22 protein-coding genes and 1 pseudogene are annotated in these 26,950 nt (G+C 69.3%); 12 read left to right on the top strand and 11 right to left on the bottom strand.

Annotation, left to right across the window (positions count from 1 at the left end):
- Window positions 1–128: 128 nt before the first annotated feature.
- From AC1MEY_RS07845 to arfB, 4 genes are all read left to right on the top strand, one after another.
- Complete coding sequence (locus tag AC1MEY_RS07845; RefSeq protein ID WP_480230113.1) at window positions 129–1,067, top strand: protein phosphatase 2C domain-containing protein; 939 nt, start codon at window positions 129–131, stop codon at window positions 1,065–1,067.
- Window positions 1,064–2,716 carry a hypothetical protein gene (locus AC1MEY_RS07840; protein ID WP_480230112.1) on the top strand — a complete coding sequence of 551 codons (1,653 nt, stop codon included), beginning with the start codon at window positions 1,064–1,066 and terminating at the stop codon, window positions 2,714–2,716. The genes AC1MEY_RS07845 and AC1MEY_RS07840 overlap by 4 nt, the downstream gene beginning before the upstream one ends.
- A 243-nt stretch (window positions 2,717–2,959) precedes the next feature.
- Window positions 2,960–3,703, top strand: coding sequence for a serine hydrolase (locus tag AC1MEY_RS07835; RefSeq protein WP_480230111.1), 744 nt, complete (start codon window positions 2,960–2,962; stop codon window positions 3,701–3,703).
- Window positions 3,704–3,745: 42 nt separating this feature from the next.
- The gene (gene arfB, locus AC1MEY_RS07830) at window positions 3,746–4,177 is read left to right on the top strand and encodes an alternative ribosome rescue aminoacyl-tRNA hydrolase ArfB (protein WP_480230110.1); all 432 of its coding nucleotides are present in this window, start codon (window positions 3,746–3,748) and stop codon (window positions 4,175–4,177) included.
- A gap of 8 nt (window positions 4,178–4,185) precedes the next feature.
- Here arfB and AC1MEY_RS07825 read toward each other — a convergent pair whose 3' ends face one another.
- Complete coding sequence (locus tag AC1MEY_RS07825) at window positions 4,186–5,106, bottom strand: heme o synthase (protein ID WP_480230109.1); 921 nt, start codon at window positions 5,104–5,106, stop codon at window positions 4,186–4,188.
- A 207-nt stretch (window positions 5,107–5,313) separates the two neighbouring features.
- Here AC1MEY_RS07825 and tkt point away from each other — a divergent pair, with 207 nt between their 5' ends.
- From tkt to pip, 8 genes are read left to right on the top strand one after another with little or no spacing between them, the layout of a single operon-like run.
- On the top strand, window positions 5,314–7,407 hold the full coding sequence (gene tkt / locus AC1MEY_RS07820) for a transketolase (protein ID WP_480230108.1): 2,094 nt from the start codon (window positions 5,314–5,316) through the stop codon (window positions 7,405–7,407).
- A 22-nt stretch (window positions 7,408–7,429) separates the two neighbouring features.
- Window positions 7,430–8,548, top strand: coding sequence for a transaldolase (gene tal, locus AC1MEY_RS07815; RefSeq protein WP_480230107.1), 1,119 nt, complete (start codon window positions 7,430–7,432; stop codon window positions 8,546–8,548).
- Between the two features lie 6 nt (window positions 8,549–8,554).
- On the top strand, window positions 8,555–10,102 hold the full coding sequence (gene zwf / locus AC1MEY_RS07810) for a glucose-6-phosphate dehydrogenase (RefSeq protein ID WP_480230106.1): 1,548 nt from the start codon (window positions 8,555–8,557) through the stop codon (window positions 10,100–10,102).
- Entirely contained in the window at window positions 10,099–11,010 is a 912-nt protein-coding gene (gene opcA / locus AC1MEY_RS07805; protein ID WP_480230105.1) for a glucose-6-phosphate dehydrogenase assembly protein OpcA, read from the top strand. The genes zwf and opcA overlap by 4 nt, the downstream gene beginning before the upstream one ends.
- Window positions 11,003–11,743, top strand: a complete 741-nt coding sequence (pgl, locus tag AC1MEY_RS07800) for a 6-phosphogluconolactonase (protein ID WP_480230104.1) — start codon at window positions 11,003–11,005, stop codon at window positions 11,741–11,743. Before opcA ends, pgl begins: the two co-directional genes overlap by 8 nt.
- A 20-nt stretch (window positions 11,744–11,763) precedes the next feature.
- Window positions 11,764–12,141, top strand: a complete 378-nt coding sequence (locus AC1MEY_RS07795) for an ATPase (protein WP_480230103.1) — start codon at window positions 11,764–11,766, stop codon at window positions 12,139–12,141.
- 14 nt (window positions 12,142–12,155) lie between these two features.
- Window positions 12,156–13,412 carry a cytochrome P450 family protein gene (locus AC1MEY_RS07790; RefSeq protein WP_480230102.1) on the top strand — a complete coding sequence of 419 codons (1,257 nt, stop codon included), beginning with the start codon at window positions 12,156–12,158 and terminating at the stop codon, window positions 13,410–13,412.
- Between the two features lie 4 nt (window positions 13,413–13,416).
- Window positions 13,417–14,355, top strand: coding sequence for a prolyl aminopeptidase (gene pip, locus AC1MEY_RS07785; protein ID WP_480230101.1), 939 nt, complete (start codon window positions 13,417–13,419; stop codon window positions 14,353–14,355).
- On the opposite strand, the gene ppc is transcribed toward pip, so the two are convergent.
- The 10 genes and pseudogenes from ppc to murD all read right to left on the bottom strand — a co-directional run bounded on the left by ppc (window position 14,352) and on the right by murD (window position 26,947).
- Window positions 14,352–17,159 (bottom strand): phosphoenolpyruvate carboxylase, encoded by a 2,808-nt coding sequence (gene ppc, locus AC1MEY_RS07780; RefSeq protein WP_480230100.1) that lies wholly within the window; start codon window positions 17,157–17,159, stop codon window positions 14,352–14,354. The genes pip and ppc overlap by 4 nt on opposite strands.
- Window positions 17,160–17,224: 65 nt before the next feature.
- Window positions 17,225–17,461 carry a preprotein translocase subunit SecG gene (gene secG / locus AC1MEY_RS07775; RefSeq protein WP_480230099.1) on the bottom strand — a complete coding sequence of 79 codons (237 nt, stop codon included), beginning with the start codon at window positions 17,459–17,461 and terminating at the stop codon, window positions 17,225–17,227.
- 54 nt (window positions 17,462–17,515) lie between these two features.
- The gene (tpiA, locus tag AC1MEY_RS07770; protein ID WP_480230098.1) at window positions 17,516–18,301 is read right to left on the bottom strand and encodes a triose-phosphate isomerase; all 786 of its coding nucleotides are present in this window, start codon (window positions 18,299–18,301) and stop codon (window positions 17,516–17,518) included.
- 10 nt (window positions 18,302–18,311) lie between these two features.
- On the bottom strand, window positions 18,312–19,541 hold the full coding sequence (locus tag AC1MEY_RS07765) for a phosphoglycerate kinase (RefSeq protein WP_480230097.1): 1,230 nt from the start codon (window positions 19,539–19,541) through the stop codon (window positions 18,312–18,314).
- Between the two features lie 4 nt (window positions 19,542–19,545).
- Entirely contained in the window at window positions 19,546–20,568 is a 1,023-nt protein-coding gene (gene gap / locus AC1MEY_RS07760; protein ID WP_480230096.1) for a type I glyceraldehyde-3-phosphate dehydrogenase, read from the bottom strand.
- Between the two features lie 118 nt (window positions 20,569–20,686).
- Complete coding sequence (gene whiA, locus AC1MEY_RS07755; RefSeq protein WP_480231356.1) at window positions 20,687–21,664, bottom strand: DNA-binding protein WhiA; 978 nt, start codon at window positions 21,662–21,664, stop codon at window positions 20,687–20,689.
- Between the two features lie 9 nt (window positions 21,665–21,673).
- Window positions 21,674–22,691 (bottom strand): annotated as a pseudogene (yvcK, locus tag AC1MEY_RS07750) (uridine diphosphate-N-acetylglucosamine-binding protein YvcK); the annotation flags it as partial.
- Window positions 22,688–23,584, bottom strand: a complete 897-nt coding sequence (gene rapZ / locus AC1MEY_RS07745; RefSeq protein WP_480230095.1) for an RNase adapter RapZ — start codon at window positions 23,582–23,584, stop codon at window positions 22,688–22,690. The pseudogene yvcK and the gene rapZ, both read right to left, overlap by 4 nt.
- A gap of 11 nt (window positions 23,585–23,595) precedes the next feature.
- The gene (gene uvrC, locus AC1MEY_RS07740) at window positions 23,596–25,572 is read right to left on the bottom strand and encodes an excinuclease ABC subunit UvrC (RefSeq protein WP_480230094.1); all 1,977 of its coding nucleotides are present in this window, start codon (window positions 25,570–25,572) and stop codon (window positions 23,596–23,598) included.
- A 10-nt stretch (window positions 25,573–25,582) separates the two neighbouring features.
- Window positions 25,583–26,947, bottom strand: coding sequence for a UDP-N-acetylmuramoyl-L-alanine--D-glutamate ligase (gene murD, locus AC1MEY_RS07735; protein ID WP_480230093.1), 1,365 nt, complete (start codon window positions 26,945–26,947; stop codon window positions 25,583–25,585).
- Window positions 26,948–26,950: the final 3 nt, after the last annotated feature.

Raw genomic sequence — 26,950 nt, 5'->3', positions numbered from 1 at the left:
GCGCGAAGAATGAGGCCGAAGAGGCCGCGCGCGAACCCGGCGTCCATCTTGACAAGACTCCGGCTAGGGCATTTCAGCCGGCAGGACCAGTCTTCGACACCACCGACTCCTCGGCTTGGAGGTCACCCGTGGAGACTTCAACCATCGCCGAGGTTTCCGGATCGACGGCCGTGCCGCCCTTGGCGGTGGGCCGACCGTCGCCCGTATACGAACCGTCGGTGATCAGTGCGTCGTTCAAACCGATGCCTTATCGCGCGGACACCATCGTCGACGGGTGGACCGTTGATGGCGTCACGGTCAGGGGCGCCTCCCTGCGCGGCCATCAGCATCGTTTCAACGGTGCACCGCGAGAGGATGATTTCGCCGTCCACCGACTTCGTGACGGACGGATCATCGTTCTCGTGGCAGATGGCGTTTCGGAAGCTCATCAATCACACATCGGCTCCGCAGCGGCGGTCCGTAGTGCGGCGGAATGGCTTCACACGTCACTAGCATCTGAGACCGAAGCCACTGACTGGCAACACTGCTTCGCCAGCGTCGCCTGGGCACTCAATGAACAAGCCCAAAGAATTCTTGGGCTCGCTCAACCCGACCCCGTCGCGACCGAAGCCAACTTGGCTACCACGTTGGTCTGCGCGGTGCTCGAGGCCAAGGCCCCGGGACTGTTGCGTGCGCACATCGTTTCGGTCGGTGATTCGAGCGCATGGACTCTCATCGGCGGCAGGTTCACCGATCTCCTGGCAACGCCTGGGGACGGGCCAGACGGGCTGTCTTCGTCCGAAGTGACAGGCTTGCCCCGAGTCCCGGTTGGGCTGAGGCCGACGATTGTTGATCTAAGCCCGGGTGAACTGCTTCTAGTGGGAACAGATGGTTTCGGCGACCCGCTTGGCGGCGGCGATGGTGGCGTCGGCAATTTGTTCCGAGATGTGTTGAGCCGGCCGTCACCGCCAACCTTGATCGAATTCGCGCATGCGCTCGACTTCAGCCGTGAATCCTTCGACGACGATCGAACGCTTGTCGCCGTCGGGCTGAGCGGTCCAGCCGATCCTCGAGGAGACACCTGGTGACCCGGTACGGAATCCCGCGCAACAAGCTCGGGTCCTTGAAGCGAATCGGTCAGGGCGGCCAGGGCATCGTCTACGACGCGCCTGGCTTCAAGACGAAGTTCACGGACTCAATGGTCTTCAAGGAGTACAAGCCAGAAGCGCTGTCCGAAATGGACTTCGATGCCTTGAGCGCCATGCCGGCTCTGGTCGAGGACACTATGTCCTACGCAGACGCCGAGCGTCTGGTGGCCATCGCAGCGTGGCCATGCGGGATTGTCGAGCAAAACGGCAGCGCGATCGGGCAGGTGATGCCCGCCATCCCGGACCGTTTCACGATGCCGATCACGACGGCGAAGGGCACTTCTCAGATCAACGCCGAGATTCAGCACCTTCTGAATCACAAGTCCGTGCTGACTGCGCGCGGGATTGAACTGACTGATGTGCAGCGCTTCTCGTTGCTGCGAGAGATTGCAGGCGAGCTGGCATTTCTCCATCGAAATGGAATCTGCGTCGGTGACATCTCACCGAAGAATCTGCTCTTCGCCCTATTGCCCAGCGAGGCAACGTATTTCATCGATTGCGACACCATGAGCGTCAATGGCGTTTCGGCACTTCCTCAAGTGGAGACGCCCGGCTGGGAAGTGCCAGAGGGCGAGGAACTCGCGACGATTTATTCAGACTCGTACAAGCTTGGGCTGTTGGCACTGCGCCTTCTGGTCGGCGACCAGGACACACGGGATCCGAAGCGGCTCCCGGCCAAGACGCCGTCAATGCTAAAGAAGCTGATTGGCGATTCGCTGACGAGCAAGGCCGAAAGGCGACCCCTTCCTACGGCGTGGACCTACATCCTGGGCCACGCAATCGAGGAAGCGCAGCAACGGGAGCTTGACTTCGGAGGCGAAGACGATGCCGAAGACAGTCCGACGCCGCCGGTCCCAATCGTGCGCTCAAGGCCGCAAGCCAAACCCAAGGGCGCCGTCTCCCCTCCGAAGCCGGCCCCAACGCCGCCGCCGCCCCCACCCCCCGTTGACAGTCAGGTCGCGTCGACCACACCGGCCAACGACCTACGCCGTCGCAATCAGCTGATCGGCGCCGCGATAGCGGTTGCGGCGGTCTTCGCGGTTATTCTCGTGTCGGTGCTGGCAGTCAACTCCTCAGACGGGAATTCGACGAACAGGACTGCGCGTTCGACTTCGTCGAACTCCTACGACGAGCCGACTTACGGAACTACCCGGCCGAGCACTTCGAGTTCGAGGACCGCCACGAACTCTGGAGTGGACGGTTCGAGGTCTACAACTGCGAGGCAATCTGAGCCTCAGCCTCCGGCTTTCGCGCCCCCTCCCGCTAGCCTCGTTCAAACCGGACCGGACCCGAGCGACGCATACTGCTCGAGCGCAATAGCGTTAGGGGCCACTCAATTCCGTGCAGCGCGCGGTTCTAATGTCACATCTTGCTACTTCGCCGAAAGTGTCGGTAACGCGTACATCGGATCGAATCCGGACCCTTCGTCCATCGTCGATATCAGCGCGCCGGGAGCGGTCGACTGCCGAAACGTGGAGGGGCCGCCGAGATGCAGTGGATCAAATTTCGTCATGGAGTGCGGTATGCGCAGCGGCGATCGATGGGTGACCTGCATCGGTGGCAGGCGAGCAATTGTCTACATCTACTAGCCCATGACTGACAATCGCCGTCCGCCTCCGGGACGTCATCACAGCGGAGGCCATTCGACTGGGACCAAACGGTCTCGGACGACGCGTCTGCTCCTATCTGTGTTGGTTGGCTGCCTCATCGCGTCGATAGGCTTGTTCTTCGTCATCAATAACCCTGATGAGTCGAGTACACCGTCTGTTGCCGCGACGGAGCGGTCATCGAGTTCACCGCTTCAGCCGCCGCCAGCGCCGCAGCCGGCACCCATGACGGCGCCTGTGTCGCCGTCACCGCCGCCTGCAGACAGCTTGCGCGCGTCCTTCGACGAACTGGCAGCCAGTCTCGATGGCGAAGTCGGCTTGGCCCTGGCACCCGTGGGTGGCGGCCCGGGTGAAACGTTCGGCACGTGGACCACTGGGCCCGCGTGGTCGACGTCGAAGGTTCCCGTCGTCATGGCTGCTCTGCGTGAACAGGGCTCGATCTCATCGGACATGAACGCGGCGATCACCGAATCGGACAATGCGGCCGCAGAAGCTGTGTGGGCCTCGCTGGGGGATCCGGGCACTGCAAAGGCCAAGGTGGAACAGGTTCTGACCGACGCGGGCGACCCCACGTCCGTGCAGTCGGCCCGTATACGTCCCGAGTACACCGCGTTCGGTCAGACCACGTGGTCTCTCGCCAATCAGGCGACATTCCTTGCGAAGGCATCGTGTGATGGGCGCGCCGATCCGGTGCTCGGCCTCATGGGACAGGTCGAACCCGGCCAGTCCTGGGGCCTCGGACGACTCTCTGGTGCGCGGTTCAAGGGCGGCTGGGGTCCGTCCGAGTCGGGCGCCTATCTCGTCCGTCAGTTCGGTGTGATCCCAACAGATCGTGGTTCCGTCGCGATCGCGATAGCCACGGAACCGGATTCCGGGTCATTCGGCGACGGCACCGGAGAACTCGACACGATCGCCGACTGGATCTCTGACCACATCGCCGAGCTTCCAGCCGGCACCTGTCAGGGCTAGGTATGAGCGAGCGTTATCCGCATCAACGCTTAATCTGACCCCGTGCCCGCCGACCTGATCGTCACCCGGACGCTGGCCGTGCCGGCGTCGGAGCTGCACGAACGGTTCTCCCGCTCCTCGGGGCCCGGCGGGCAGGGCGTCAACACCGCCGACAGCCGCGTGGAGTTGTCGTTCGACGTGGCCAACTCGCCGTCGGTCCCGCACCACCTGCGGCACCGCATGCTGTGCGCGCTGCGCAACCGGCTCACCGGCGGCGTCCTGACGGTGACGGCGAGCGAGCACCGGGCGCAGCTGCAGAACCGGTCCGCCGCCCGCGAGCGGATGGCCCGGCTGCTGCGCGACGCCGCGGCCGCACCTCCGCCGACGCGGCGTCCGACGCGGCCGACGCGCGGCTCGAAGGAACGGCGGATCGCGGAGAAGAAGCGCCGCGGACAGACCAAGCAGGGCCGGCGCGCGGGGTGGGACGGGAGCTAGCGCGAAGGCTAGAGGTGCAGCAGCGTCGGCAGTGCGAGGGCCGAGTCGACGGCGAGCGCGCAGAACACCACGGCGAGGTAGTTGTTCGACTGCAGGAACAGCCGCAGCGGCTTCACGGGCTCGCCGCGCTTGACGCCGCTGTACAGCTGGTGGGCCATGACCAGGAACCAGACGCCCGCCAGCAGCGCCACGGCCGCGTACAGCCAGCCGGTGGCCAGGGCCAGCCCCAGCGTCGCGAACACCGTCAACCAGGTGTAGATCAGGATCTGCTTGGTCACCTGGAGTTCGGTCGCCACGGTCGGCAGCATCGGCACGCCGGCGGCCTTGTAGTCGTCCTTGTAGCGCATGGCCAGCGCCCACGTGTGCGGCGGCGTCCAGAAGAAGATGATCGCGAACATCACCAGCGCGGGCCACTGCACGGTCCCGGTGACGGCCGACCAGCCGATCATCACGGGCATGCAGCCTGCGGCGCCGCCCCAGACGACGTTCTGCGAGGTGCGCCGCTTGAGCAGCAGCGTGTAGACGAAGACGTAGAACAGGATCGTCACGATCGCCAGCACGCCGGACAGCAGGTTGGTGGTGGTCCAGAGCCAGAAGAACGAGCCCACCGACAGCACCAGGCCGAAGATCAGGGCGTTGCGCGTCGGCACCGTGGCGCGGGCCAGCGGGCGGAGCGCGGTGCGTTTCATCACCTTGTCGATGTCGGCGTCGGCCACGCAGTTCAGCGTGTTGGCGCCCGCGGCGGCCAGCATGCCGCCCACCAGGGTGTTGATGATCAGCAGCGGGTTCACGGTGCCGCGCTCGGCGAGCAGCATGGCGGGGATCGCGGTGACGAGCAGCAGCTCGATGACCCGTGGCTTCGTCAGTCCGACGTATGCCAACAGGATGGTGCGGATCCGGCTGGGCGCAACGCGCTCGCGAATGCTCACGCAGTTGACTCCTCATTCTTCGTGGCAGCGGCGCGCAGCTTCTACTACAGACGATGGTAGACCGCGTCGGTGCCGGGACGGCAATCCAGGGTCCGTTCACCCGCCTCGACTCGCTCACAGCCGCGGATGTCCCACGCGGACTGCGACGCGCGACCTCCGCGCACTAGGGTGGTGGGGACTGGCTTGCCTACCTTTAGGAGTGAGTTCGTGACCACCGTGGAAGAAATTTCCGCACTCACCCAACCCCATCATCCCGACGACTGGACGGACCTGGACTCCGTCGCCGTCGACACCGTGCGGGTTCTCGCCGCGGACGCCGTGCAGAAGGTCGGCAACGGCCATCCCGGCACCGCGATGAGCCTGGCGCCGCTGGCGTACACGCTGTTCCAGCGACAGCTGCGCCACGACCCCAGTGACGTGCACTGGCTGGGCCGTGACCGGTTCATCCTGTCGTGCGGCCACAGCAGCCTGACGCTGTACATCCAGCTGTACCTGGGTGGCTTCGGACTGGAACTCGAGGACATCGAGTCGCTGCGCACCTACAAGTCGAAGACGCCGGGCCACCCGGAGTTCCGGCACACCAAGGGCGTCGAGATCACCACCGGTCCCCTGGGCCAGGGTCTCGCGTCGGCGGTCGGCATGGCGATGGCGGCGCGCTTCGAGCGCGGGCTGTTCGACCCCGACGCCGCGCCGGGCACCAGCCCGTTCGACCACTTCATCTACGTCATCGCCTCCGACGGCGACATCGAAGAGGGCATCACCAGCGAGGCGTCGTCGCTCGCCGGCACGCAGGAGCTCGGCAACCTGATCGTGTTCTACGACAAGAACCAGATCTCGATCGAGCACGACACCGACATCGCGCTGTCCGAGGACGTCCCGGCCCGCTACCGCGCGTACGGCTGGCACGTCCAGGAGGTCGAGGGCGGCGAGAACGTCGCGGGCATCGAGGCCGCCATCGAGGAGGCCAAGAAGGTCGCCGACAAGCCGTCGTTCATCGCGCTGCGCACGATCATCGGTTATCCGGCGCCCACCAAGATGAACACCGGTGGCGTGCACGGTTCCGCGCTCGGCGACGACGAGGTGGCCGCCACCAAGAAGGTGCTCGGCTTCGATCCCGAGAAGACCTTCGAGGTGCGCGACGAGGTCATCGAGCACACCCGCAAGCTGGTCGACCGTGGCCGCGAGGCGCACGAGAAGTGGCAGCCCGAGTTCGACGCGTGGGCCGAGCGCGAGCCGGAGCGCAAGAAGCTGCTCGACCGCCTGACCGCCGAAGAACTCCCCGACGGCTGGGACGCCGACGTCACCTACTGGGAGCCCGGCTCCAAGGCCGTGGCGACCCGCGCGGCGTTCGGCCAGGTGCTCAACGACGTGGCGCCCAAGCTGCCCGAACTGTGGGGCGGCTCGGCCGATCTCGCGGGCAGCAACAACACGACCATCAAGGACGTCAAGTCGTTCGGTCCCCCGTCGATCTCGACGGAGGACTTCACCGCCGACTGGTACGGCCGGGTGCTGCACTTCGGCATCCGCGAGCACGCCATGGGCGCGATCCTGTCGGGCATCGTGCTGCACGGCCCGACCCGCGCGTTCGGTGGCACGTTCCTGCAGTTCTCGGACTACATGCGGCCCGCCGTGCGACTCGCGTCGCTGATGGACATCGACACCATCTACATCTGGACGCACGACTCCGTCGGCCTCGGCGAGGACGGTCCCACCCACCAGCCGGTCGAGCACCTGGCCGCGCTGCGGGCGATCCCGAACCTGTCGGTGGTCCGCCCGGGTGATCCGAACGAGACCGCCTACGCGTGGCGCAGCATCATCGCGCGCGGCAACGGCAGCGGCCCGGTCGGCTTCATCCTGACCCGGCAGGGCGTCCCGGTGCTCGAGGGCACCGACTTCGACGGCGTCTCCAAGGGCGGCTACGTCCTGGGCGGAGGCAACCCGGCCGACGATGCGGACGTCATCATCATCGCCACGGGTTCCGAGCTGCAGCTCGCCGTGGAGGCGCGAAAGCAGCTGGCGGAGAAGGACATCGTCGCCTACGTGGTGTCGATGCCGTGCGTGGAGTGGTTCGAGAGTCAGCCCAAGGAGTACCGCGACAGCGTGCTCCCGCCCGAGGTGTCGGCGCGCGTCGCCGTCGAGGCTGCGGTGGCGCAGAGCTGGTACAAGCTCGTCGGCGACACCGGCGAGATCGTCTCGCTCGAGCACTTCGGCGAGTCCGCCGACGACAAGACGCTGTTCCGCGAGTTCGGTTTCACCCCTGAAGCAGTGGTGGCCGCGGCGGAACGATCCATCGACAACTAACCACTGGATTGAGGCAACACACATGACTCAGAACCCGAACCTCGCGGCGCTGAGTGCCGCAGGAGTGTCCGTATGGCTCGACGACCTGTCGCGTGAGCGACTGGAGTCCGGCAACCTCCAGGAACTCGTCGACACCCGCAGCGTCGTCGGCGTGACCACCAACCCGTCGATCTTCCAGGCCGCCCTGTCCAAGGGCGACGCCTACGACGCGCAGATCGCCGAACTGGCCGAGCGGGGCGCCGACGTCGACGCCACCATCCGCACCGTCACCACCGACGACGTGCGCAACGCGTGCGACGTCTTCGCCAAGACCTTCGAGGCCTCCGGCGGCGTCGACGGCCGGGTGTCCATCGAGGTGGATCCGCGTCTGGCCCGTGACGCGGACAAGACGATCGCCCAAGCGATCGAGCTGTGGAAGATCGTCGACCGGCCCAACCTGCTGATCAAGATCCCCGCGATGAAGGAGGGCCTGCCGGCCATCACCGCGGTGATCGCCGAGGGCATCTCGGTCAACGTGACGCTGATCTTCTCCGTCGAGCGCCACGAGGCGGTCATGGATGCCTACCTCGCGGGCCTGGAGAAGGCCAAGGAAGCCGGCCACGACCTGTCCAAGATCCATTCCGTCGCATCGTTCTTCGTGTCCCGCGTGGACAGCGAGATCGACAAGCGGCTCGACGCGATCGGCTCCGACGAGGCGCTGGCGCTGCGCGGCAAGGCCGGCGTCGCGAACTCACGGCTGGCCTACGCCGCCTACCAGAAGGTGTTCGAGAGCGGTCAGCGCTTCGGCGTGCTCAAGGCCGAGGGTGCCCGCGTGCAGCGGGTGCTGTGGGCCTCCACCGGCGTCAAGAACGAGGACTACTCCGACACCCTCTACGTCACCGAGCTGGTCGCACCCGACACCGTGAACACGATGCCGGAGAAGACGCTCGAGGCCGTCGCCGACCACGGTGAGATCAAGGGCGACACCGTCTCCGGTACCGCCGACGAGGCGCAGCAGGTGTTCGACGGCCTGGAGTCCGTGGGCATCGACCTCACCGACGTGTTCCTCGCGCTCGAGAACGAGGGCGTCGAGAAGTTCGAGAAGTCGTGGAGCGAACTGATGGAAGCCACTCAGCAGCAGCTCGACGAGAAGAAGTCCTAGCTCTCCATGGGCGATTGCGCGAGCCGTCCGGCCGACTGGGTCAACCCGCTACGCGACAAGCGCGACAAGCGGATGCCGAGGATCGCGGGGCCCTGCGCCGTCGTGATCTTCGGCGTGACGGGTGACCTGGCCCGCAAGAAGCTGATGCCGGCCATCTACGACCTGGCCAACCGTGGGCTGCTGCCACCGTCGTTCGCGTTGATCGGGTTCGCGCGCCGGGACTGGGCCGACGAGGATTTCGGCAAGGTCGTGTACGACGCGGTGAAGCAGCACGCGCGGACGCCGTTCCGCCAGGAGGTCTGGGACCGGCTCGCCGAGGGCATCCGCTTCGTGCAGGGCACGTTCGACGACGAGTCGTCGTTCGAGCGGCTCAAGGCCACGCTGGACACGCTCGACGAGGAACGCGGGACGGGCGGCAACCACGCCTTCTACCTGTCGATCCCGCCGAACGCGTTCCCCGTGGTGTGCGAGCAGCTGTCGAAGTCCGGGCTGGCCGACAAGCCGGAGGGCTGCTGGTCGCGGGTCGTCATCGAGAAGCCGTTCGGCCACGACCTGAAGAGCGCCGAGGCGCTCAACGGCGTGGTCAACAGCGTGTTCCCCGAGGCGTCGGTGTTCCGCATCGACCACTACCTCGGCAAGGAGACGGTGCAGAACATCCTGGCGCTCCGCTTCGCCAACGAGTTGTTCGAGCCGGTCTGGAACTCGCACTACGTCGACAGCGTGCAGATCACCATGGCCGAGGACATCGGCCTCGGCGGTCGCGGCGGGTACTACGACGGGGTCGGCGCCGCACGCGACGTCATCCAGAACCACCTGCTGCAGCTGCTGGCGCTCACCGCGATGGAGGAGCCCGTCAGCTTCTCCCCCAGTGAACTGCAGGCCGAGAAGATCAAGGTGCTCTCGGCCAGCACGCTGGCGGAACCGCTGGACGAGACCACGTCCCGCGGCCAGTACACCGCGGGCTGGCAGGGCGGTGAGCGGGTGGTCGGACTGCTCGAGGAGGAGGGGTTCGCCACCACCTCCACCACCGAGACGTTCGCCGCGATCACCGTCGACGTCGACACCCGCCGGTGGGCCGGCGTCCCGTTCTACCTGCGCACCGGAAAGCGCCTGGGCCGCAGGGTCACCGAGATCGCGCTGATCTTCAAGCGCGCACCGCACCTGCCCTTCGACGCGACGATGACCGAGGAACTCGGCCAGAACGCGCTCGTCATCCGCGTGCAACCCGACGAGGGCATCACGCTGCGCTTCGGCTCCAAGGTGCCGGGCAACGCGATGGAGGTCCGCGACGTCAGCATGGACTTCTCCTACGGGTCGGCGTTCGCCGAGGAGTCGCCCGAGGCCTACGAGCGGCTTATCCTCGACGTGCTGCTCGGCGAGCCCTCGCTGTTCCCCGTCAACGCCGAGGTCGAGTTGGCCTGGAAGATCCTCGATCCCGCGCTGGAGTACTGGGAGTCGCACGGCAAGCCCGACCCCTACGAGTCAGGCGGCTGGGGTCCGGACTCGGCATTCGAGATGATGAACCGGACCGGTCGGTCCTGGAGGAGACCGTGATAGTCGACCTGCCGGACACCAATACCGGCGCGATCAACAAGAAGATCCAGGCGCTGCGCGAAGAGGGCGGCGCCATCACCCTGGGCCGCGTGCTGACCCTCGTCATCGCCCCGGACACCGAGGCGGTGCTCGAGGAGTCGATCGAGGCGGCCAACGCCGCCAGCCGCGAACATCCGTGCCGCGTGATCGTGGTGAGCCCGGGTGACCGGCTCGCCACCGACGCCCGCCTCGACGCCCAACTGCGCGTGGGCAGCGACGCCGGCGCCAACGAGGTCGTGGTGCTGCGTCTGTCGGGCCCGCTGGCCAACCACGCCAGCAGCGTCGTCATGCCGTTCCTGCTGCCCGACACGCCCGTCGTGACGTGGTGGCCGGACGTCTCACCCGCGGTGCCCGCGCAGGATCCGCTGGGGCAGTTGGCGTTGCGGCGCATCACCGACGCCACCAACGACGAGGATCCGCTGGCCGCCATCAAGGGCCGCCTGGCCGGCTACACGCCGGGCGACACTGACCTTGCCTGGAGCCGCATCACGTACTGGCGTGCCCTGCTGACCTCCACGCTCGACCAGGGACCGTTCGAGAAGGTCGAGTCGGCACACGTGTCCGGCCTGAAGGACGAACCCGCGCTTGACATCCTGGCCGGCTGGCTGGCGAGCAACATCGACGGGCCCGTGACGCGCGCCGTCGGCGACCTCAAGGTCGAGCTGGTGCGCGCCGGCGAGACCATCACGCTGAGCCGGCCCCAGGAGGGCGTGACCGCCTCGCTGACCCGGACCGGCAAGCCCGACGCCCTGGTTCCGTTGGCGCGCAGGGAGACCCGCGAGTGCCTCGCGGAGGACATGCGACGCCTGGACGCCGACGAGATCTATCAGGCCGCCCTGCGCGGCATCGACGAGGTGACCTATGTCTGACACCGTGATCGAGAAGTACGCCGACACCGACGCACTCGTCGCCGCCGCAGGTGACCGCCTGGTGGACGCCATCGCCGCAGCGATCGGCGCGCGCGGCGTCGCCCACGTCTCCCTCACCGGCGGCGGCACCGGCGTGAAGCTGCTCAAGCGGGTCGCCGAGCGGGCGGCCGAGGTCGAGTGGGCGAAGGTCCACGTCTACTGGGGCGACGAGCGGTTCGTCCCGGCCGACGACGACGAGCGCAACGAGAAGCAGGCCCGCGAGGCGCTGCTCGACGCCGTCGACGTCCCGGCGGCCAACGTGCACCCGATGGCGCCGAGCGACGGCGAGTACGGCGACGACATCTACGCCGCCGCGTTCGCCTACGAACAGATGCTGAAGGGCCAGGCCGACGACGGGCTCGCCGCACCGCGGTTCGACGTCCACCTGCTGGGCATGGGCGGTGAGGGGCACGTCAACTCGCTGTTCCCGCACACCGAGGCCACCCGGGAGGCCGAGCGCTTCGTGGTCGGCGTGACCGACTCCCCCAAGCCACCGCCGCGGCGCATCACGATGACCTTCCCCGCGGTCACGCTGTCCCGCGAGGTGTGGCTGGTGGTGTCGGGCGAGGAGAAGGCAGACGCCGTCGCCGCGGCCATCGGCGGCGCGAAGCCCGAGGACGTCCCCGCCGCGGGTGCGGTCGGCCACGACGCCACCGTGTGGCTCCTCGACGAAGCCGCCGCCTCGGCACTCTGACACGTCGCATACTGAGCGGCATGGCAGACAAGGGTGACGGCCGCAGCCGCGCGGTCAGCGGCCGGCAGCGCATCAAGACGCTGACCCAGGCCGCGCTCAACGCGGACGCCACCGTCGAGCAGGTCGACACGCTGCTCACCGATCTCGGCGACACCCTGACGGGCCTCGACAAGACCACCAGCGGTCTCGACGAGACGCTCGCCCGGTTCAACGACACCATCACCCGCATCGACGAACTGGCGCCGCGCCTGATCGCCGTCGTCGAACGCCTCGAGCACATCGTCGACCGGGTCGAGCGCATCGTTGGACTCGGCGAATCGGTGGTCGCGCCCTGGGCCGCGACGGAGAACGCCGTGCGGGGCGCACTGGGCGCGGTGCGGCGGTCCACCGGTCTGTGAACGACCGGGTTCCGGTGGCCGAGGGCGTCGGCCTGCCGTGGGACGTCGCGGTCACCGACGGCGTCGCCGCCATCGCCGCGGCGCGGGACCGGTACGGCGACACCTTCGTCGTCGACAGCGGCGGGCATCGCCACCTGTTCACGTTCTCTCCCACCGGCGTCGAGTCGTTCTACGCGCTGCCCGAGGAGACCGCCAGCAAGGGCGTCGCCGACTACCTGATGCTGCGCCGCAAGCTGCCCGACGAGATCTTCACGGGCCGCCGCACGCTGCCCGGCTCGCTGTTCCGCCGCGACGACGTGACGTCGTACCTCGCCAACCTCGACGCCGCGCTCGACGCCACGTGCGCCGAACTCGGCGACGCGGGGACGGTGGACGTGTTCGCACTGACCCGTCGCCTCGGGCACCGGATGGGGCTGGCGTCGTGGGCGGGCCCGGCCGCGGCGGACGACCACGGGTTCGAGCGGCTCGTGGTGGCGTTCGACGCGCTCGACGGGTCGGATGCGTTCGTACACCCCGACGCCATGGCCGCGATCGCCGACTCCGGCCAGGCCGCCGAGCGTGCCGCGCTCGAGGACGTCGTCGCCGTCGTCGGACACGCCCTGCGCGAACGGCATTCGACCGTCGCGGGCGATTCGCTGTTCGGGCGCATCCTGGCCGCCTGGGCCGACGAGCCGCAGGACGTCCGGCACCGCGGCGTGGCACTGGACGTCGCACTGATCCACGTCGCGTCGATGTCGAATCTGATGGCCGCACTGGGCTGGGCGCTGGTCGACCTCGTCGAGCATCCCGGGCACGCCGCCCGCGTCGCGGCCGGCGACGTCGAGTGGGCCCGGGGCTGCGCGCTGGAGAGCACCCGGATGGCGCAGCGGTCGATCATGTCGCGGGTGGTTCTCGAACCGGTGAGGTTCGACGCCGGCGACGTGGTGGTCGACGTGCCCGCCGGCTGGTCGATCTCGACGCTGCTGCCCCTGCTGAACACCTCCGTCGCGCCCGGCCTGGACCGGTGGGAGCCCTCCCGATGGCATCGCCACCGCCTCGCCGATGCCGACGCGCTCTCCTCGCCCATGCTGGTCACCGCGTTCGGCCACGGCAGGCACTCCTGCCCGGCCCAGCCGTTCTCGCTGTCCGCGATGACCGCCGCGATGACGCGACTGCTCGGCCGGTACGACCTGACGGCGGGATGGGCCGCGCACCCCGTACCGGTGCCCGCCCAGATCGGCGGGGTGGCGCGGGCCGCCGATCCCTGCCCGGTGGCGTACGCCGTACGGTGAGCGGATGGCGATGCTCGACGTCGGCGACGGTCAGCACGTCTGGTACGGCGTGGCGGGCGATCCCGGCGGCATCCCGGTGGTGTGCCTGCACGGCGGCCCGGGCGGCGGCGGATCCCGAAGCGGCTGGAAGACGTTCGACGCGAAGCGGTTCCGGACCGTGCTGTTCGACCAGCGCGGCTGCGGGGAGAGCCTGCCCAACGTCGCCGACCCGGCGGTGTCGCTCGACGCGAACACCACCTCGCACCTGATCGGCGACGTCGAACGCCTCCGCGAGCACCTCGGCATCGACCGGTGGCTGGTGTACGGCGCGTCGTGGGGATCGACGCTGGCGCTGGCGTACGCGCAACGCCACCCCCAACGCGTCACCGGGCTGCTGCTCGTCGCGGTGACCACCACGACGCCCGACGAGGTCGACTGGCTCTACCGCGGCGCCGGCCGGCTGGCACCCGACGCGTGGGACGAGTTCCGGGCCGGCGCGGGACCGGGCCTCGGCACCGACTCGACGGTCGACCTGATCGCGGCGTACGCCCGGCTGATCGCCGACCCCGACCCCGCGGTCCGGGAGCGCGCCGCCGGCGACTGGTGCACCTGGGAGGACGCCCTGATCGCCCACGAGTCGACGGGGACACCCGGAAGCTACAGTCGCCGAACGGGTTCCGATCGCATCGCGTTCGTCCGGCTGGCCGCGCACTACTTCGGCCACCACGCATGGCTGCGCGACGGCGAACTCCTGGCGGGCGTCGACGCGATCGCGCACCTCCCCGGCCGCCTGGTGCACGGCAGACGCGACCTGGGCTGTCCCGCCCAGACCGCCTGGGAGCTGGCAAAGCGTTGGCCCGCAGCGGAACTCGCGCTGATCGACGACGCCGGGCACACCGGCAGCGCCGCGTTCGGCGCAGCCGTCCGCGCCGCCGTCGACGACCTGGCCCGGCTGGTGGGCTAGCCGCTGTTGCGCAGTGCCGTCGCCAGCCCGCTCATCGTGAGCAGGATGCCGCGCTGCACGAGTTCGTCGGAGTCGCCGGCGCGGAACCGGCGGAGCAGTTCTACCTGCAGGTGGTTGAGCGGCTCCAGGTACGGGAACCGGTTGAACACCGACCGCGCGAGCGCGGGGTTGTCGGCCAGCAGGTCGTCGTGGCCGGTGATCAGCTCGTACACGCGGATCGTGCGGTCGTACTCCGCGACGATCTTGTCGAACACCCTGCGCCGCAACGCCTCGTCCTCGACCAGTTCGGAGTAGCGCGCCGCCAGACCCATGTCGGCCTTCGCCATGACCTGCGCCATGTTGGACAGCACGGTCCGGAAGAACGGCCAGCGCCGGTAGAGATCGCGCAGCACCTCCACCTTCTCGTCCCGCGTCTCGGGGCCGGCGTCGAGCCAGTCCTCGACCGCGGCACCCGTGCCGTACCAGCCCGGCAGCATCACCCGGGACTGGCTCCAGGCCAGCACCCATGGGATCGCCCGCAGGTCCGAGATCGACGTGGTGGGCTTGCGGGACGTCGGCCGGCTGCCGATGTTCAGCGCGCCGATCTCGCTGACGGGCGTGGACGCCTTGAAGTACTCGACGAAGCCCTCGGTGTCGTGCACCAGTTCGCCGTAGGCGCGCTGCGCACGGGCCGCGAGGTCGTCGAGCACCTCGTAGGCGGGTTCGGCGGTGTCGCCGAGTCCCTCGACGTCGAGCAGGGTGGACTCCAGCGTCGCCGCGAGCAGCGTCTCGAGGTTGCGGTGCGCGATCCTGGGTTCGGCGTACTTGGCGGCGATGATCTCGCCCTGCTCGGTGATCCGCAGGGACCCGCGCACCGCGCCGGGCGGCTGCGCGAGGATCGCGTCGTAGCTGGGGCCGCCGCCACGGCCGACGGTGCCGCCGCGACCGTGGAAGAGCCGCAGCCGGATGCCCGTCGTGCGGGCGCTCTCGACGAGGTCGAGTTCGGCCCGGTACAGCGCCCAGTTCGCCGCCAGGTACCCGCCGTCCTTGTTGGAGTCGGAGTACCCGAGCATCACCTCCTGCTGCTCCCCGCGGGCGGTGACCAGCGACCGGTACAGCGGCAGGTCCAGCACCGCCTCGAGGATCGCCGAGCCGCGCTGCAGGTCGTCGATGGTCTCGAACAGCGGCACGATGCCCACCGGGGCGTACGGCCGGTCACCCGACGCGTCGATCAGCCCCACCTCCTTGAGCAGGATGGCCGCCTCGAGCATGTCCGACACCGACTGGCACATCGAGATGATGTAGTTCGGCACGGCGTTCGGGCCGAACACCGTGACCGCGCGGGCGCCGGCGGCGACGATGTCGAGTTCCTTGCGGGCGAGGTCGGACAGCTCCGCGCCCGGGCCCACCAGCGGACGCCGGGTGGCCAGTTCGCCGGCCAGCAGCTCGACGCGCTCGTCCTCGGGCAGCGACGCATAGTCGGGGTGCACGCCCGCCCACGCCAGCAGCTCGGCGACGACCTCCTCGTGCACGTCGGAGTTCTGCCGCATGTCGAGGCCGGAGAGGTGGAAGCCGAAGACGTGCACGGCCTCCCGCAGCCGGGCCAGCCGGTCGTCGGCCACGACCGCGCTGCCGTTGGCGCGCAGCGACGCGTCGACGACGTCGAGGTCGGCGAGCAGCTCGTCGGGGGTCTCGTACCGTTCGAGACCCAGGTCGAGGATGCGTTCGGGCTGGCGGTCGAGGATCTCCCGGGCCGTGGCGGTGAGCCTGCCGTGGATGCCGCGCAGCGCCCGCCGGTACGGCTCGTCGGCGCGGGCGGGCTCGGCGCAGATCTCGGCCAGCGCGGCGAGGTCGTCGGTGACCGTTACCAGCCGCGCCGACATGGACAGCTCCTCCTCGAGCGTGCTGATCTCGGCGAAGTAGTGGTCGAGCGCGGTGAAGGCGGCGCTGCCGGTCGCGAGGCGCACCACCTCGGCGGTGACGTTCGGGTTGCCGTCGCGGTCGCCGCCGATCCACGAGCCGGGCCGCAGGATGGGCTCGGTGAGCACGTGGGCGTCGGGCCACCGCGCCTGCAGCGCGGTGCGGACCTCGGCGTTGACGCGCGGGATCACGTCGAAGAACGCCGACGGGTAGTAGCGCAGCCCGGTCTCGATCTCGTCCTGGATCTTCAGCCGCGACAACCGGATCAGCGCGGTCTGCCACAGCGTGAGGATGTGCCTGCGCAGTTCGAGTTCGATGCTGCGGCCGTCGTCGGTGGTGTCGTGGCCGTGGGCGCGCAGCCGCATCAGCTCGGTGATCCGGTGCTGGGTGTCGAACACGGTGCGGCGGCGGGTCTCGGTGGGGTGTGCGGTGATCACCGGCGACACCAGCGCGCCGGTCAGCGCGTCGGCGACGGTCGCCGAATCCAGTTCGGCCGATTCGAGTTTGAGGTAGGTGGCGGCCAGGCTGCTCGCCTGCGGGGGCTCCCCCGCCGCGACGTGCACGGCGCGGCGGCGTTCGCGGTGGATGTCCTCGGCCACGTTGGCCAGCAGGGCGAAGTGGGTGAAGGCACGGATGACGGGGATGGCCTGGCGGGCGTCGATGCCGTCGAACAGGCGGGAGACCTCCGCGCGCTCGATCTCGGAGCGGCGTACCCGGAACGATTCGACGCGGGCGTTCTCGACGAGTTCGAAGACCTCGTCACCGCTCTGCTCGCGGACGGTGTCGCCGAGGATCGTGCCGAGGAGGCGGATGTCCTCGCGCATCGGTTCGGTGGCCTCGCGGCCACCCTGGGTGCGGCGCACCGAGCCAATGGGTTCCAGCGCGGTGTCGGATGCGTCTGCCATGCCACCAGTATCGACGTGCGGTCACCGGCACGCAGGGTGAGGCGGCGGGTGTGCCCGCCGAAGCGCTAGACGCCGTACTTGATCTGCAGCGCGATGCCGATGATCGACACCAGCCAGATGCCCGTGATGAAGTACGTGAGGCGGTCGAGGTTCTTCTCGACGACCGTCGATCCGGAGAGGCTGGACTGCACACCGCCGCCGAACAGGGTGGACAGGCCGCCACCCTTCGCGCGGTGCAGCAACACCAACAGGACCACCAGGAGGCTGGTGACGATGAGGGTGATCTGCAGAGCCAGGAACATGGCGACCAGACTACCGTGCAGCAGCGGCGATCCCCGCCACGGGTCAGCCCGGGATCAGGGCAGCGGACCGCCCGCGGCGATGGCCGACAGGGTCGCGAACTGCTCGCCGTCCAGGGACGCTCCACCGACCAGCGCACCGTCCACGTCGTTCTGGCCGACGATCTCGCCGACGTTCTTCGCGTTCACCGATCCGCCGTAGAGCACCCGGACCGCGGCGGCGACGTCGATGGACGCCAGCTCGGCCAGCTCCGACCGGATCGCCGCGCACACCTCCTGCGCGTCGGCGGCACTGGCGACGCGGCCGGTGCCGATGGCCCACACCGGCTCGTAGGCGATGACCACCCGCGAGATCTGCTCGGCCGACAGGCCGGCCAGGGAGCCCCGCAGCGAGTTGACGTTGTACGCGACGTGATCGCCCGCCTCACGGACCTCCAGTGCCTCGCCGATGCACACGATCGGGGTGAGCCCGTGCTTGAGCGCCGCCGCCGCCTTCGCCGCGACCAGGGCATCGTCCTCGGCGTGGTACGTGCGGCGCTCGGAGTGACCCACGACGGCGAACGTGCAGCCGAGCTTGGCCAGGAACGTGCCACTGATCTCGCCGGTGTAGGCCCCCGAGTCGTGCTGGGAGACGTCCTGCGCGCCGTACGTCAGCCGCAGCTTGTCGCCGTCCACCAGCGTCTGCACGCTGCGCAGATCGGTGAAGGGCGGGATGACGGTGACGTCCACGTGGTCGAAGTACTTGTCCGGCAACGAGAATGCGATCTTCTGCACCAGGGCGATGGCCTCGAAGTGGTTGAGGTTCATCTTCCAGTTGCCGGCGATGAGCGGCTTGCGTGCCACGGGAGGGCTCCTAGCTCGAGGGACTGTCGGACGAGATGATCTGGATGCCGGGCAGCGTCTTGCCCTCGAGGTACTCCAGCGACGCTCCGCCGCCGGTCGAGATGTGCGAGAAGCCGTCCTCCGCCAGACCCAGCTGACGGACCGCGGCGGCCGAGTCGCCACCACCGACGACGCTGAACGCGCCCTTCGCGGTGGCGCCGATGATCGCCTCGGCGACGCCCTTGGTGCCCGCGGCGAACTCGGGGAACTCGAACACGCCCATCGGGCCGTTCCAGAACACCGTCTTCGCGTTCGACAGCAGCGCGGTGAAGCGCTTGACCGACTCGGGACCGATGTCGAGTCCCATGGTGCCGTCGGGGATGTCGGTGGCGGCCACCGTGCTGGGCGGCGAGTCGGCGGCGAACTTCTCGGCCACCACGATGTCGACCGGCAGGTGGATCACGTCGCCGTAGTCCTCCAGCAGCTTCCTACAGGTGTCGATCATCTCCTCCTGCAGCAGCGAGTTCCCGACCGAGACCCCTTGCGCGGCAAGGAAGGTGAAGCACATGCCGCCGCCGATGATCAGGCTGTCGGCCTTGGTGGCGAGGTTCTCGATGACCGCGAGCTTGTCGGAGACCTTGGACCCGCCGAGCACCACCGCGTACGGCTTCTCGGTGGAACTCGTCAGCTGCTGGAGGACCTCGACCTCGGCGGCCACCAGCGTGCCCGCGTAATGCGGGAGCAGCGTGGCGACGTCGTAGACCGACGCCTGCTTGCGGTGCACGACGCCGAAGCCGTCGGAGACGAATGCGCCGTCGTCACCGACGAGTTCGACGAGGGCCTTGGCCAGGGCGAGGCGTTCGCCGTCGTCCTTGCTGGTCTCGCGCGGCTCGAACCGGATGTTCTCCAGCAGCAGCACGTCGCCGTCGGTCAGTCCCTCGGCGCGCGCGAGCGCGTCGGTGCCCACGACGTCGCCGGCCAGCTGGACGTGCCTGCCCAGCTTCTCGCCGAGCGCGGCCGCGACCGGCGCCAGCGAGAGCTTCGGGTCGGGCCCGTCCTTCGGCCGACCGAGGTGGGCGGTGACGATCACCTTCGCGCCGGCCTCGGCGAGCGCCTTCAGCGTCGGCACCGAGGCGATGATGCGGCCCGGGTCCGAGATCTTCCCGTCGTCGTCGAGCGGGACGTTCAGGTCGGAGCGCACCAGCACGCCCCGACCCTCGACGCCGTCGGCCAGCAGATCTTCGAGCGTCTTGACAGCCATCGTCTTACAGCGACTTGCCCACCAGGGCGACCAGGTCGACGAGGCGGTTGCTGTAACCCCACTCGTTGTCGTACCAGGACACGACCTTCGCCTGATCGTCGATGACCTTGGTCAGGCCGGAGTCGAACAGCGAGCTGTGCGGGTCGGTGACGATGTCGCTCGAGACGATCGGGGCGTCGTAGTACTTGAGGATGCCCTTGAGCTTGCCCTCGGCCGCGGCCTTGAACGCGGCGTTGATGTCGGCGGCGCTGGCCGACTTCGCGAGGTGCGCGGTGAGGTCGGTGACCGAACCCGTGGGGATCGGCACCCGCAGCGCGTAGCCGTCGAGCTTGCCCTTCAGCTCCGGGAGCACCAGGCCGATCGCCTTGGCGGCACCCGTCGAGGTGGGGACGATGTTGATCGCGGCGGCGCGGGCGCGACGCAGGTCGCTGTGCGGGCCGTCCTGCAGGTTCTGATCCTGCGTGTACGCGTGGATCGTGGTCATCAGGCCCTTGACGATGCCGAACTCGTCGTTGAGGACCTTGGCCAGCGGGCCGAGGCAGTTCGTGGTGCACGACGCGTTGGAGATGATGTTCTGGCTGCCGTCGTACTTGTCGTCGTTGACGCCGAGCACGATGGTGATGTCCTCGTCGGTGGCCGGCGCGGAGATGATGACCTTCTTGGCGCCCGAGTCCAGGTGACCCTGGGCCTTGTCGCGCTTGGTGAAGATGCCGGTGGACTCGACGACCACGTCGACGCCCAGGTCGCCCCAGGGCAGTGCCGACGGGCCTTCCTTGACCGCGAGGGCCTTGATCTTGTGGTCGCCGACGACGATGGTGTCCTCGCCCTCGAGGCTCACCTCGTAGGGCAGGCGGCCGAGGATGGAGTCGAACTTCAGCAGGTGCGCCAGGGTCGCGTTGTCGGTCAGGTCGTTGACCGCGACGATCTCGATGTCCTGGTTGTTGCCTGCGGCCTTCTGCGCGTCGAGCGCCCGGAAGAAGTTTCGTCCGATTCGACCGAAGCCGTTCACGCCTACGCGGATGGTCACGCCATGTCTCCTTTAGTCGGTTGGACTAGCCGGTTTGAACACTCGCGACCAGCCTAGTGCCGCAGCGTCGCGCCGGTGCAGCCTGGTCAGGACACCCCGCGACGGGACCGGCCCGACCTTAGGCGTCGTCGAGCAGATCCGGGGTGACCGCCGACTCCGTGTCGGGAATCCCGTCCTGCTTGGCCTTGCGGTCGGCCATCGACAGCAGCCTCCGGATGCGTCCTGCCACCGCGTCTTTCGTCATCGGCGGGTCGGCGAGGCGGCCGAGTTCCTCGAGGCTGGCCTGCCGGTGCTCGACCCGCAGCCGGCCCGCGTTGGACAGATGGTCGGGCACGGTGTCGCCCAGGATGTGCAGCGCCCGCTCGACGCGTGCCGCGGCCGCGACGGCGGCGCGCGCCGACCGTCGCAGGTTCGCGTCGTCGAAGTTCGCGAGACGGTTCGCCGTGGCGCGCACCTCGCGCCGCATCCGGCGCTCCTCCCAGGTCAGTCGGGTGTCCTGCGCGCCCATCCGGGTGAGCAGCGCGCCGATGGCCTCGCCGTCGCGCACCACCACCCGGTCCGCGCCGCGGACCTCGCGCGCCTTCGCGCTGACGCCGAGCCGCCGTGCGGCGCCGACGAGTGCGAGCGCCGCCTCGGGTCCCGGGCAGCTCACCTCGAGCGCCGACGAGCGCCCCGGCTCGGTGAGCGAGCCGTGCGCCAGAAATGCTCCGCGCCAAGCGGCTTCGGCATCTCCGACACTGCCGCCGACCACCTGTGCGGGCAAGCCGCGCACCGGCCTGCCGCGCACGTCGAGCAGTCCGGTCTGACGTGCCAGTGCCTCGCCGTCCTGGGCCACCCGCACCACGTAGCGCGTGCTCTTGCGGATGCCGGTCGCCGACATCACGTGCACCACCGCGTTGTAGCCGTACAGGTCGTGGATGTCCTTGCGCAGTCGGCGCGCGATGATGCCCAGATCGACCTCGGCCTCGACGACCACGCGGCCCGCCACGATGTGCAGGCCACCCGCGAAACGCAGCAGCGATGCCACCTCGGCACGCCGCGCGCTCACGGAGTTGATCACCAGTCGGCTCAGTTCGTCCTTGACCTCGGCAGTCATCGCCACGTGATCGTCACCTCTCGTCGACCGACCGGAAGGCAGGCGTGGGGGTCGTCGGCTGGTGCGCGGGGCCTGCGGGTGCAGTCCCCCGCAGTCGCACCCGCTCCAGAGCCGCGGCCAGGCGCGCCGGGTCATGTAATGGTGTACCAGGTCGCGACACGTCAGCAAACTCGACCGATGCCTCGAGAGTGCCTGCCGTGCGCCTCAGTTGTTCGCGTTCGCGTTCGCTGGGAACGCTGGCCGCGTCGACGACGATGTCGTGCACCGTGAAGCCCGGTGCGTGTTGCGCGAGCACGTGCAGATGCCGCTCGGCGGAGAACCCGGCGGTCTCCCCCGGCTCGGAGACGAGGTTGAGGACGACCGCCCGCCGCGCGGTCGTCGCCTTCAGCGCCGCAGCGAGCTGCGGCACCAGGACGTGCGGGATCACGCTGGTGAACCAGGACCCCGGGCCGAGCACCACCAGGTCGGCCGCCATGATCGCGTCGACGGCCTGCCGGGTGGCCGGCGGGTTGCCCGGCAGCAGCCGCACGCGCCGCACCTTGCCGACGGTGGTGGCGATGCCGACCTGGCCGCGGATGACCCGGCTCATGCGCGGGTCCGACTCGAGGCCGCCCACGTCGGCCTCGATCTGCAGCGCGATCGGGCACATCGGCAGCACCCGGCCCTTGAGGCCGAGGACGCGGCCGAGTTCGTCGAGCGCAGCCACCGGGTCGGCGAGCACCTCGTTGAGGCCGGCCAGCAGGAGGTTGCCGATCGGGTGGCCCGCCAGCGCGCCGCTGCCGCCGAAGCGGTGCTGGATGATCGTGGCCCACAGCTGTCCGTGCGGGCTGTCGGCGGCCAACGCCGCCAACGCCATTCGCAGGTCACCCGGTGGCACCACGTCGAGTTCGTTGCGCAACCGGCCCGACGAGCCGCCGTCGTCGGCGACGGTCACCACCGCCGTCACGTGCGGGGTGAGCCGGCGCGCGGCCGACAGGGTCGCATACAGGCCGTGGCCGCCGCCGAGCGCGACGATGCGGGCACTCATTCGCGTCCCATGTCCCGGTGCAGCACCCGAACCGTGAGTTCGTCGGCCCCGCCGTCGAGGCGGGCGGCCAGCGCCTCGGCCATGGCGACGCTGCGGTGTTTGCCGCCGGTGCAGCCGATGGCGACGGTCATGTAGCGCTTCCCCTCCCGGCGGTATCCGTCGATGACGACCTCGAGAAGGCGATGGTAGGTGTCCAGGAAGTCCTCCGCGCCGGGTTGGCCGAGGACGTAGTCGCGGACCGCGGGGTGCTGGCCGGTGTGCCGCCGCAGTTCGTCGACCCAGTGCGGGTTCGGCAGGAACCGGACGTCCATCACGGTGTCGGCGTCCATGGGCAGCCCGTACTTGTAGCCGAACGACTCGACGGTGACGCTGGTGTGGGCCTTCGTCTCGCTGCTGAACGCGCGTTCGATGCTGGCCCGCAGGTCGTGCACGGACAGCTTCGAGGTGTCGATCACCAGGTCGGCCGCGGCGCGCACCGGGGCGAGCAGCGAGCGCTCGGCCGCGATGCCCTCCGCCAGGGTGTGATTGCCCTGCAGCGGGTGACTGCGGCGGTTCTGCTCGTAGCGGCGGACCAGGATGTCGTCGGACGCCTCGAGGAACAGCACGCGCGGCGCGATGTTGCGGGTGGCCAGGTCGCTGCGCACCCAGTCGAGGTCGCCGGTGAATCCGCGCGAGCGCACGTCCATGACCACCGCCAGCCGGGTGATCCGCGATCCGGCGGCCAGGCCGAGTTCGACCATCCGCGCGATCAGTTCCGGCGGGAGGTTGTCGGCGACGTACCAGCCGAGGTCCTCGAGGACCTTGGCGGCGGTGCCGCGACCGGCCCCGGACAGCCCCGTGACGAGGACGACGTCGATGCCGTCCCCCGACTCGCCGACCACTTCGCTCTGCACGTCCTCGCCCGTCATCCCGATGCCCGACTTGAATCATGGTCGATCAGCGCCTCGCCCGCGTCCGGTTCGACGGGTGCGCCCAGTGCGGCGAGGACCGCCTTGGCCGTCGCGACGCCGATTCCGGGTACCGAGGTGATCTCCTCGACGCTGGCGTCCTTGAGCTTCGCGACGCTGCCGAAGTGGGTGACCAGCGCCTTGCGCCGGTGCTCGCCGAGCCCACGCACCGAGTCCAGCGCCGAGGCGGTCATCCGCTTGGACCGCTTGCTGCGGTGGTAGCTGATCGCGAACCGATGCGCCTCGTCACGCACCCGCTGCAGCAGGTACAGCCCTTCGCTGTTGCGCGGCATGATCACGGGGTCGGCCTCGCCGGGCACCCAGACCTCCTCGAGGCGCTTGGCCAGCCCGATGATCGCGACGTCGGTGACGCCGAGGTCCTCGAGCACGTCGGCGGCGGCGTTGACCTGCGGGGCGCCACCGTCGACCACGAACAGGTTCGGCGGGTACGCGAAGCGGCGGGCCTTGCCGTCCTCGAGCAGCGGACGGTCGGCGTCGCTGACGTGGCGCAGGAACCGCCTGCGGGTGATCTCGGCGATCGACGCGACGTCGTCGGAGCGGCCGTCGCCCGCGGCCTCCCGGATCGCGTAGTGCCGGTAGTCGGACTTGCGGGGCAGCCCGTCCTCGAACACCACCAGCGATGCGACGACGTCGGTGCCCTGCACGTGGCTGATGTCGATGCACTCGATGCGCAGCGGCGCCTCGGCCAGCCCGAGGAACTCCTGGATGTTCTGCAGCGCAGCGGATCTCGCGTTGAAGTCGCCCGCACGCTTGAGCTTGTGCTGGGCCAGCGACTCCTTGGCGTTGCGGTGCACCGTCTCGGCCAGGGCACGCTTGTCGCCGCGGACCGGCACCCGCACCCGCACCCGGGACCCGCGCAGCGCCGTCAGCCACTCTGCGAGTTCGTCGACGTTGTCGGGCAGCACCGGCACCAGCACCTCACGGGGCACCGCGGCCGTGGCCTCGTCGGCCGAACCGCCGAGTTCGGCCTGATCGCCGTAGAACTGGGTGAGGAACTGCTCGACGAGGTGCTCCTGGCCGGATTCACCCGGCTCGCCGGACTTCTCGACCACCCAGCCGCGCTGGCCGCGGACCCGGCCGCCGCGGACGTGGAACACCTGTACCGCCGCCTCCAGGTCGTCGTCGGCGAAGGCCACGACGTCGGCGTCGGTGCCGTCGCCGAACACCACGGTCTGCTTCTCGAGTGCGCGCTTGAGTGCGCCGACGTCGTCGCGCAGCCGTGCGGCCCGCTCGAAGTCGAGGTCCTCGGCCGCCGCGGTCATCTGCTTCTCCATGTCGCGGACCAGACGGTCGGTCTTGCCGGCGAGGAAGTCGCAGAAGTCCTCGACGATCGCCCGGTGCTCGGCGGCGCTGACCTTGCCGACGCACGGCGCCGAGCACTTGTCGATGTATCCCAGCAGGCAGGGCCGGCCGATCTGGTTGTGCCGCTTGAGCACGCCGGCCGAGCAGGTGCGCGACGGGAACACCCGCAGCAGCAGGTCGAGGGTCTCGCGGATGGCCCACGCGTGCGAGTACGGACCGAAGTAGCGCACGCCCTTGCGGCGCGGCCCGCGGTAGACGAACAGCCGCGGGAACTCCTCGTTGAGGGTGACGGCCAGCACGGGGTAGGACTTGTCGTCGCGGTAGCGGATGTTGAACCGCGGGTCGAATTCCTTGATCCAGTTGTACTCGAGCTGCAGCGCCTCCACCTCGGTGGTGACGACGGTCCACTCGACGCTGCCCGCGGTGGTGACCATCTGCCGCGTTCGGGGGGCCAGCGCGGACAGGTCGGAGAAGTAGGAGTTCAGCCTGCTGCGCAGGCTCTTGGCCTTGCCGACGTAGATGACGCGGCCGCGGGGATCCCGGAATCGGTAGACGCCCGGCTCGACCGGGATGGACCCGACGGCGGGTCGGTACGTCTGCGGATCGGGCACGGGTTCCAGGTTAGTTCGCGGGTGAGACGGACCCCGGGGGGCCATCGGTGCCGGAACCCAGTGCGTCGATGAACGTGCAGTACGCCGCGCCCTTGGCGACGTAGTTGGCGAACAGGTCGTAACTCGCCGCGCCGGGTGAGAGCAGCACCACGTCGACACCGGGCACCGCGCCGGCGACCCGCACCGCCTCCTCGAGGCTGCCTGCCACGTGCGTGCGGTCCGGGTGGGCGGCCGCGAAGCGCGTGCCGATCCGGACGCCGTTGCTCGGCGACTGCACCAGCGTGACGTCCCGTTCACCGCTGCACAGGTAGTCGTCCACCTGGCCGTAGTCGAGGTGGCGGTCCATGCCGCCGACGATCAGCGCGACGGTCTCGTCGGTGCCGGTGGAGCGCAGCGCGGCCACCACGCTCTCCCCCGTGGTGGCCAACGTGTCGTCGACCCAGCGGACCGGCCTGCCGTCGACGTCGGTGACGCGGACGGTCTGCAGCCGGTGCGGCAGTCCCTCGAACGCCGCGGCGGCCGCGGCGACGACGTCGTCGCCCACGGTGCGGCCCGTGGCCTCCGCGGCGGCGGCGATGGCGAGTGCGGCGTTGACGGCGTTGTGCGCGAACGACATCACCGAGTCGCCCGGCAGGTCGGGGACATCCGCCGGGTCCACCAGGTGCAGCGCCGGCGGGAGGTCGGTCACGCCGATCGACGCGAGGCGCGCGACCACGTCGGGTGTGCACACCAGCGTGCGGGACCCGTGCCGGAAGACGTTGGCCTTCGCCGCGTAGTAGGAGGCGGTGTCGCCGTGCCAGTCGAGGTGGTCCTCGTAGAGGTTGGTGATCACGGCCACGGCGGGCGAGGCCGTCAGCAGTGCGGCCTGCTGGCTGGACAGCTCGGCGACCACGATCTCGGCGGGGCCAGGTGAGAGATCCGACAGCGGGGTGCCGATGTTGCCCGCGACCACGACGTCGACGCCCAACGCGGACAACACCTTTCCCAGGAACGACGCGGTGGTCGACTTGCCCTTGGTGCCGGTGACCCCGATGGTCTGCGCGGCGAACCGGGTGACGAACCAGTCGGCGGCACTGGAGATCCGCACGCCCGAGGACCGCAGGTCCTCGAAGGTCGGCTGATGCCATGGCACGCCGGGGCTGACGAACACGACGTCGCAGTCCCGCAGCCGCCCGAGGTGCTCGGGGCCGCGGTAGACCTCGAGCCGGTCGATTCCGTCGGGCGTCTCGTAGGGCAGCCGGCCGGCATCGTCGACCGCCTCGACGCGCAGAGCGCCTGCGGCCGAGGCCATCCGGGCCATCGAGATGCCCTCGCGGCCGAATCCCCAGATGCCCACCACCCGACCGTCGAGGTCGGGCTGTCGAGACTCGGTCACCGG

The organism is Mycobacterium sp. PTI7 (assembly GCF_056679845.1).
This window is presented reverse-complemented; position numbering and strand designations above follow the sequence as displayed.

Bases quoted from the DNA above. Each gene is read 5' to 3' on its own strand.
- AC1MEY_RS07765 (WP_480230097.1), bottom strand. From the start codon at position 19,541: ATGGCTGTCAAGACGCTCGAAGATCTGCTGGCCGACGGCGTCGAGGGT.
- pip (WP_480230101.1), top strand. From the start codon at position 13,417: ATGGCGATGCTCGACGTCGGCGACGGTCAGCACGTCTGGTACGGCGTG.
- zwf (WP_480230106.1), top strand. From the start codon at position 8,555: ATGGGCGATTGCGCGAGCCGTCCGGCCGACTGGGTCAACCCGCTACGC.
- pgl (WP_480230104.1), top strand. From the start codon at position 11,003: ATGTCTGACACCGTGATCGAGAAGTACGCCGACACCGACGCACTCGTC.
- tal (WP_480230107.1), top strand. From the start codon at position 7,430: ATGACTCAGAACCCGAACCTCGCGGCGCTGAGTGCCGCAGGAGTGTCC.
- ppc (WP_480230100.1), bottom strand. From the start codon at position 17,159: ATGGCAGACGCATCCGACACCGCGCTGGAACCCATTGGCTCGGTGCGC.
- AC1MEY_RS07795 (WP_480230103.1), top strand. From the start codon at position 11,764: ATGGCAGACAAGGGTGACGGCCGCAGCCGCGCGGTCAGCGGCCGGCAG.
- AC1MEY_RS07835 (WP_480230111.1), top strand. From the start codon at position 2,960: ATGACGGCGCCTGTGTCGCCGTCACCGCCGCCTGCAGACAGCTTGCGC.
- secG (WP_480230099.1), bottom strand. From the start codon at position 17,461: ATGTTCCTGGCTCTGCAGATCACCCTCATCGTCACCAGCCTCCTGGTG.
- whiA (WP_480231356.1), bottom strand. From the start codon at position 21,664: ATGACTGCCGAGGTCAAGGACGAACTGAGCCGACTGGTGATCAACTCC.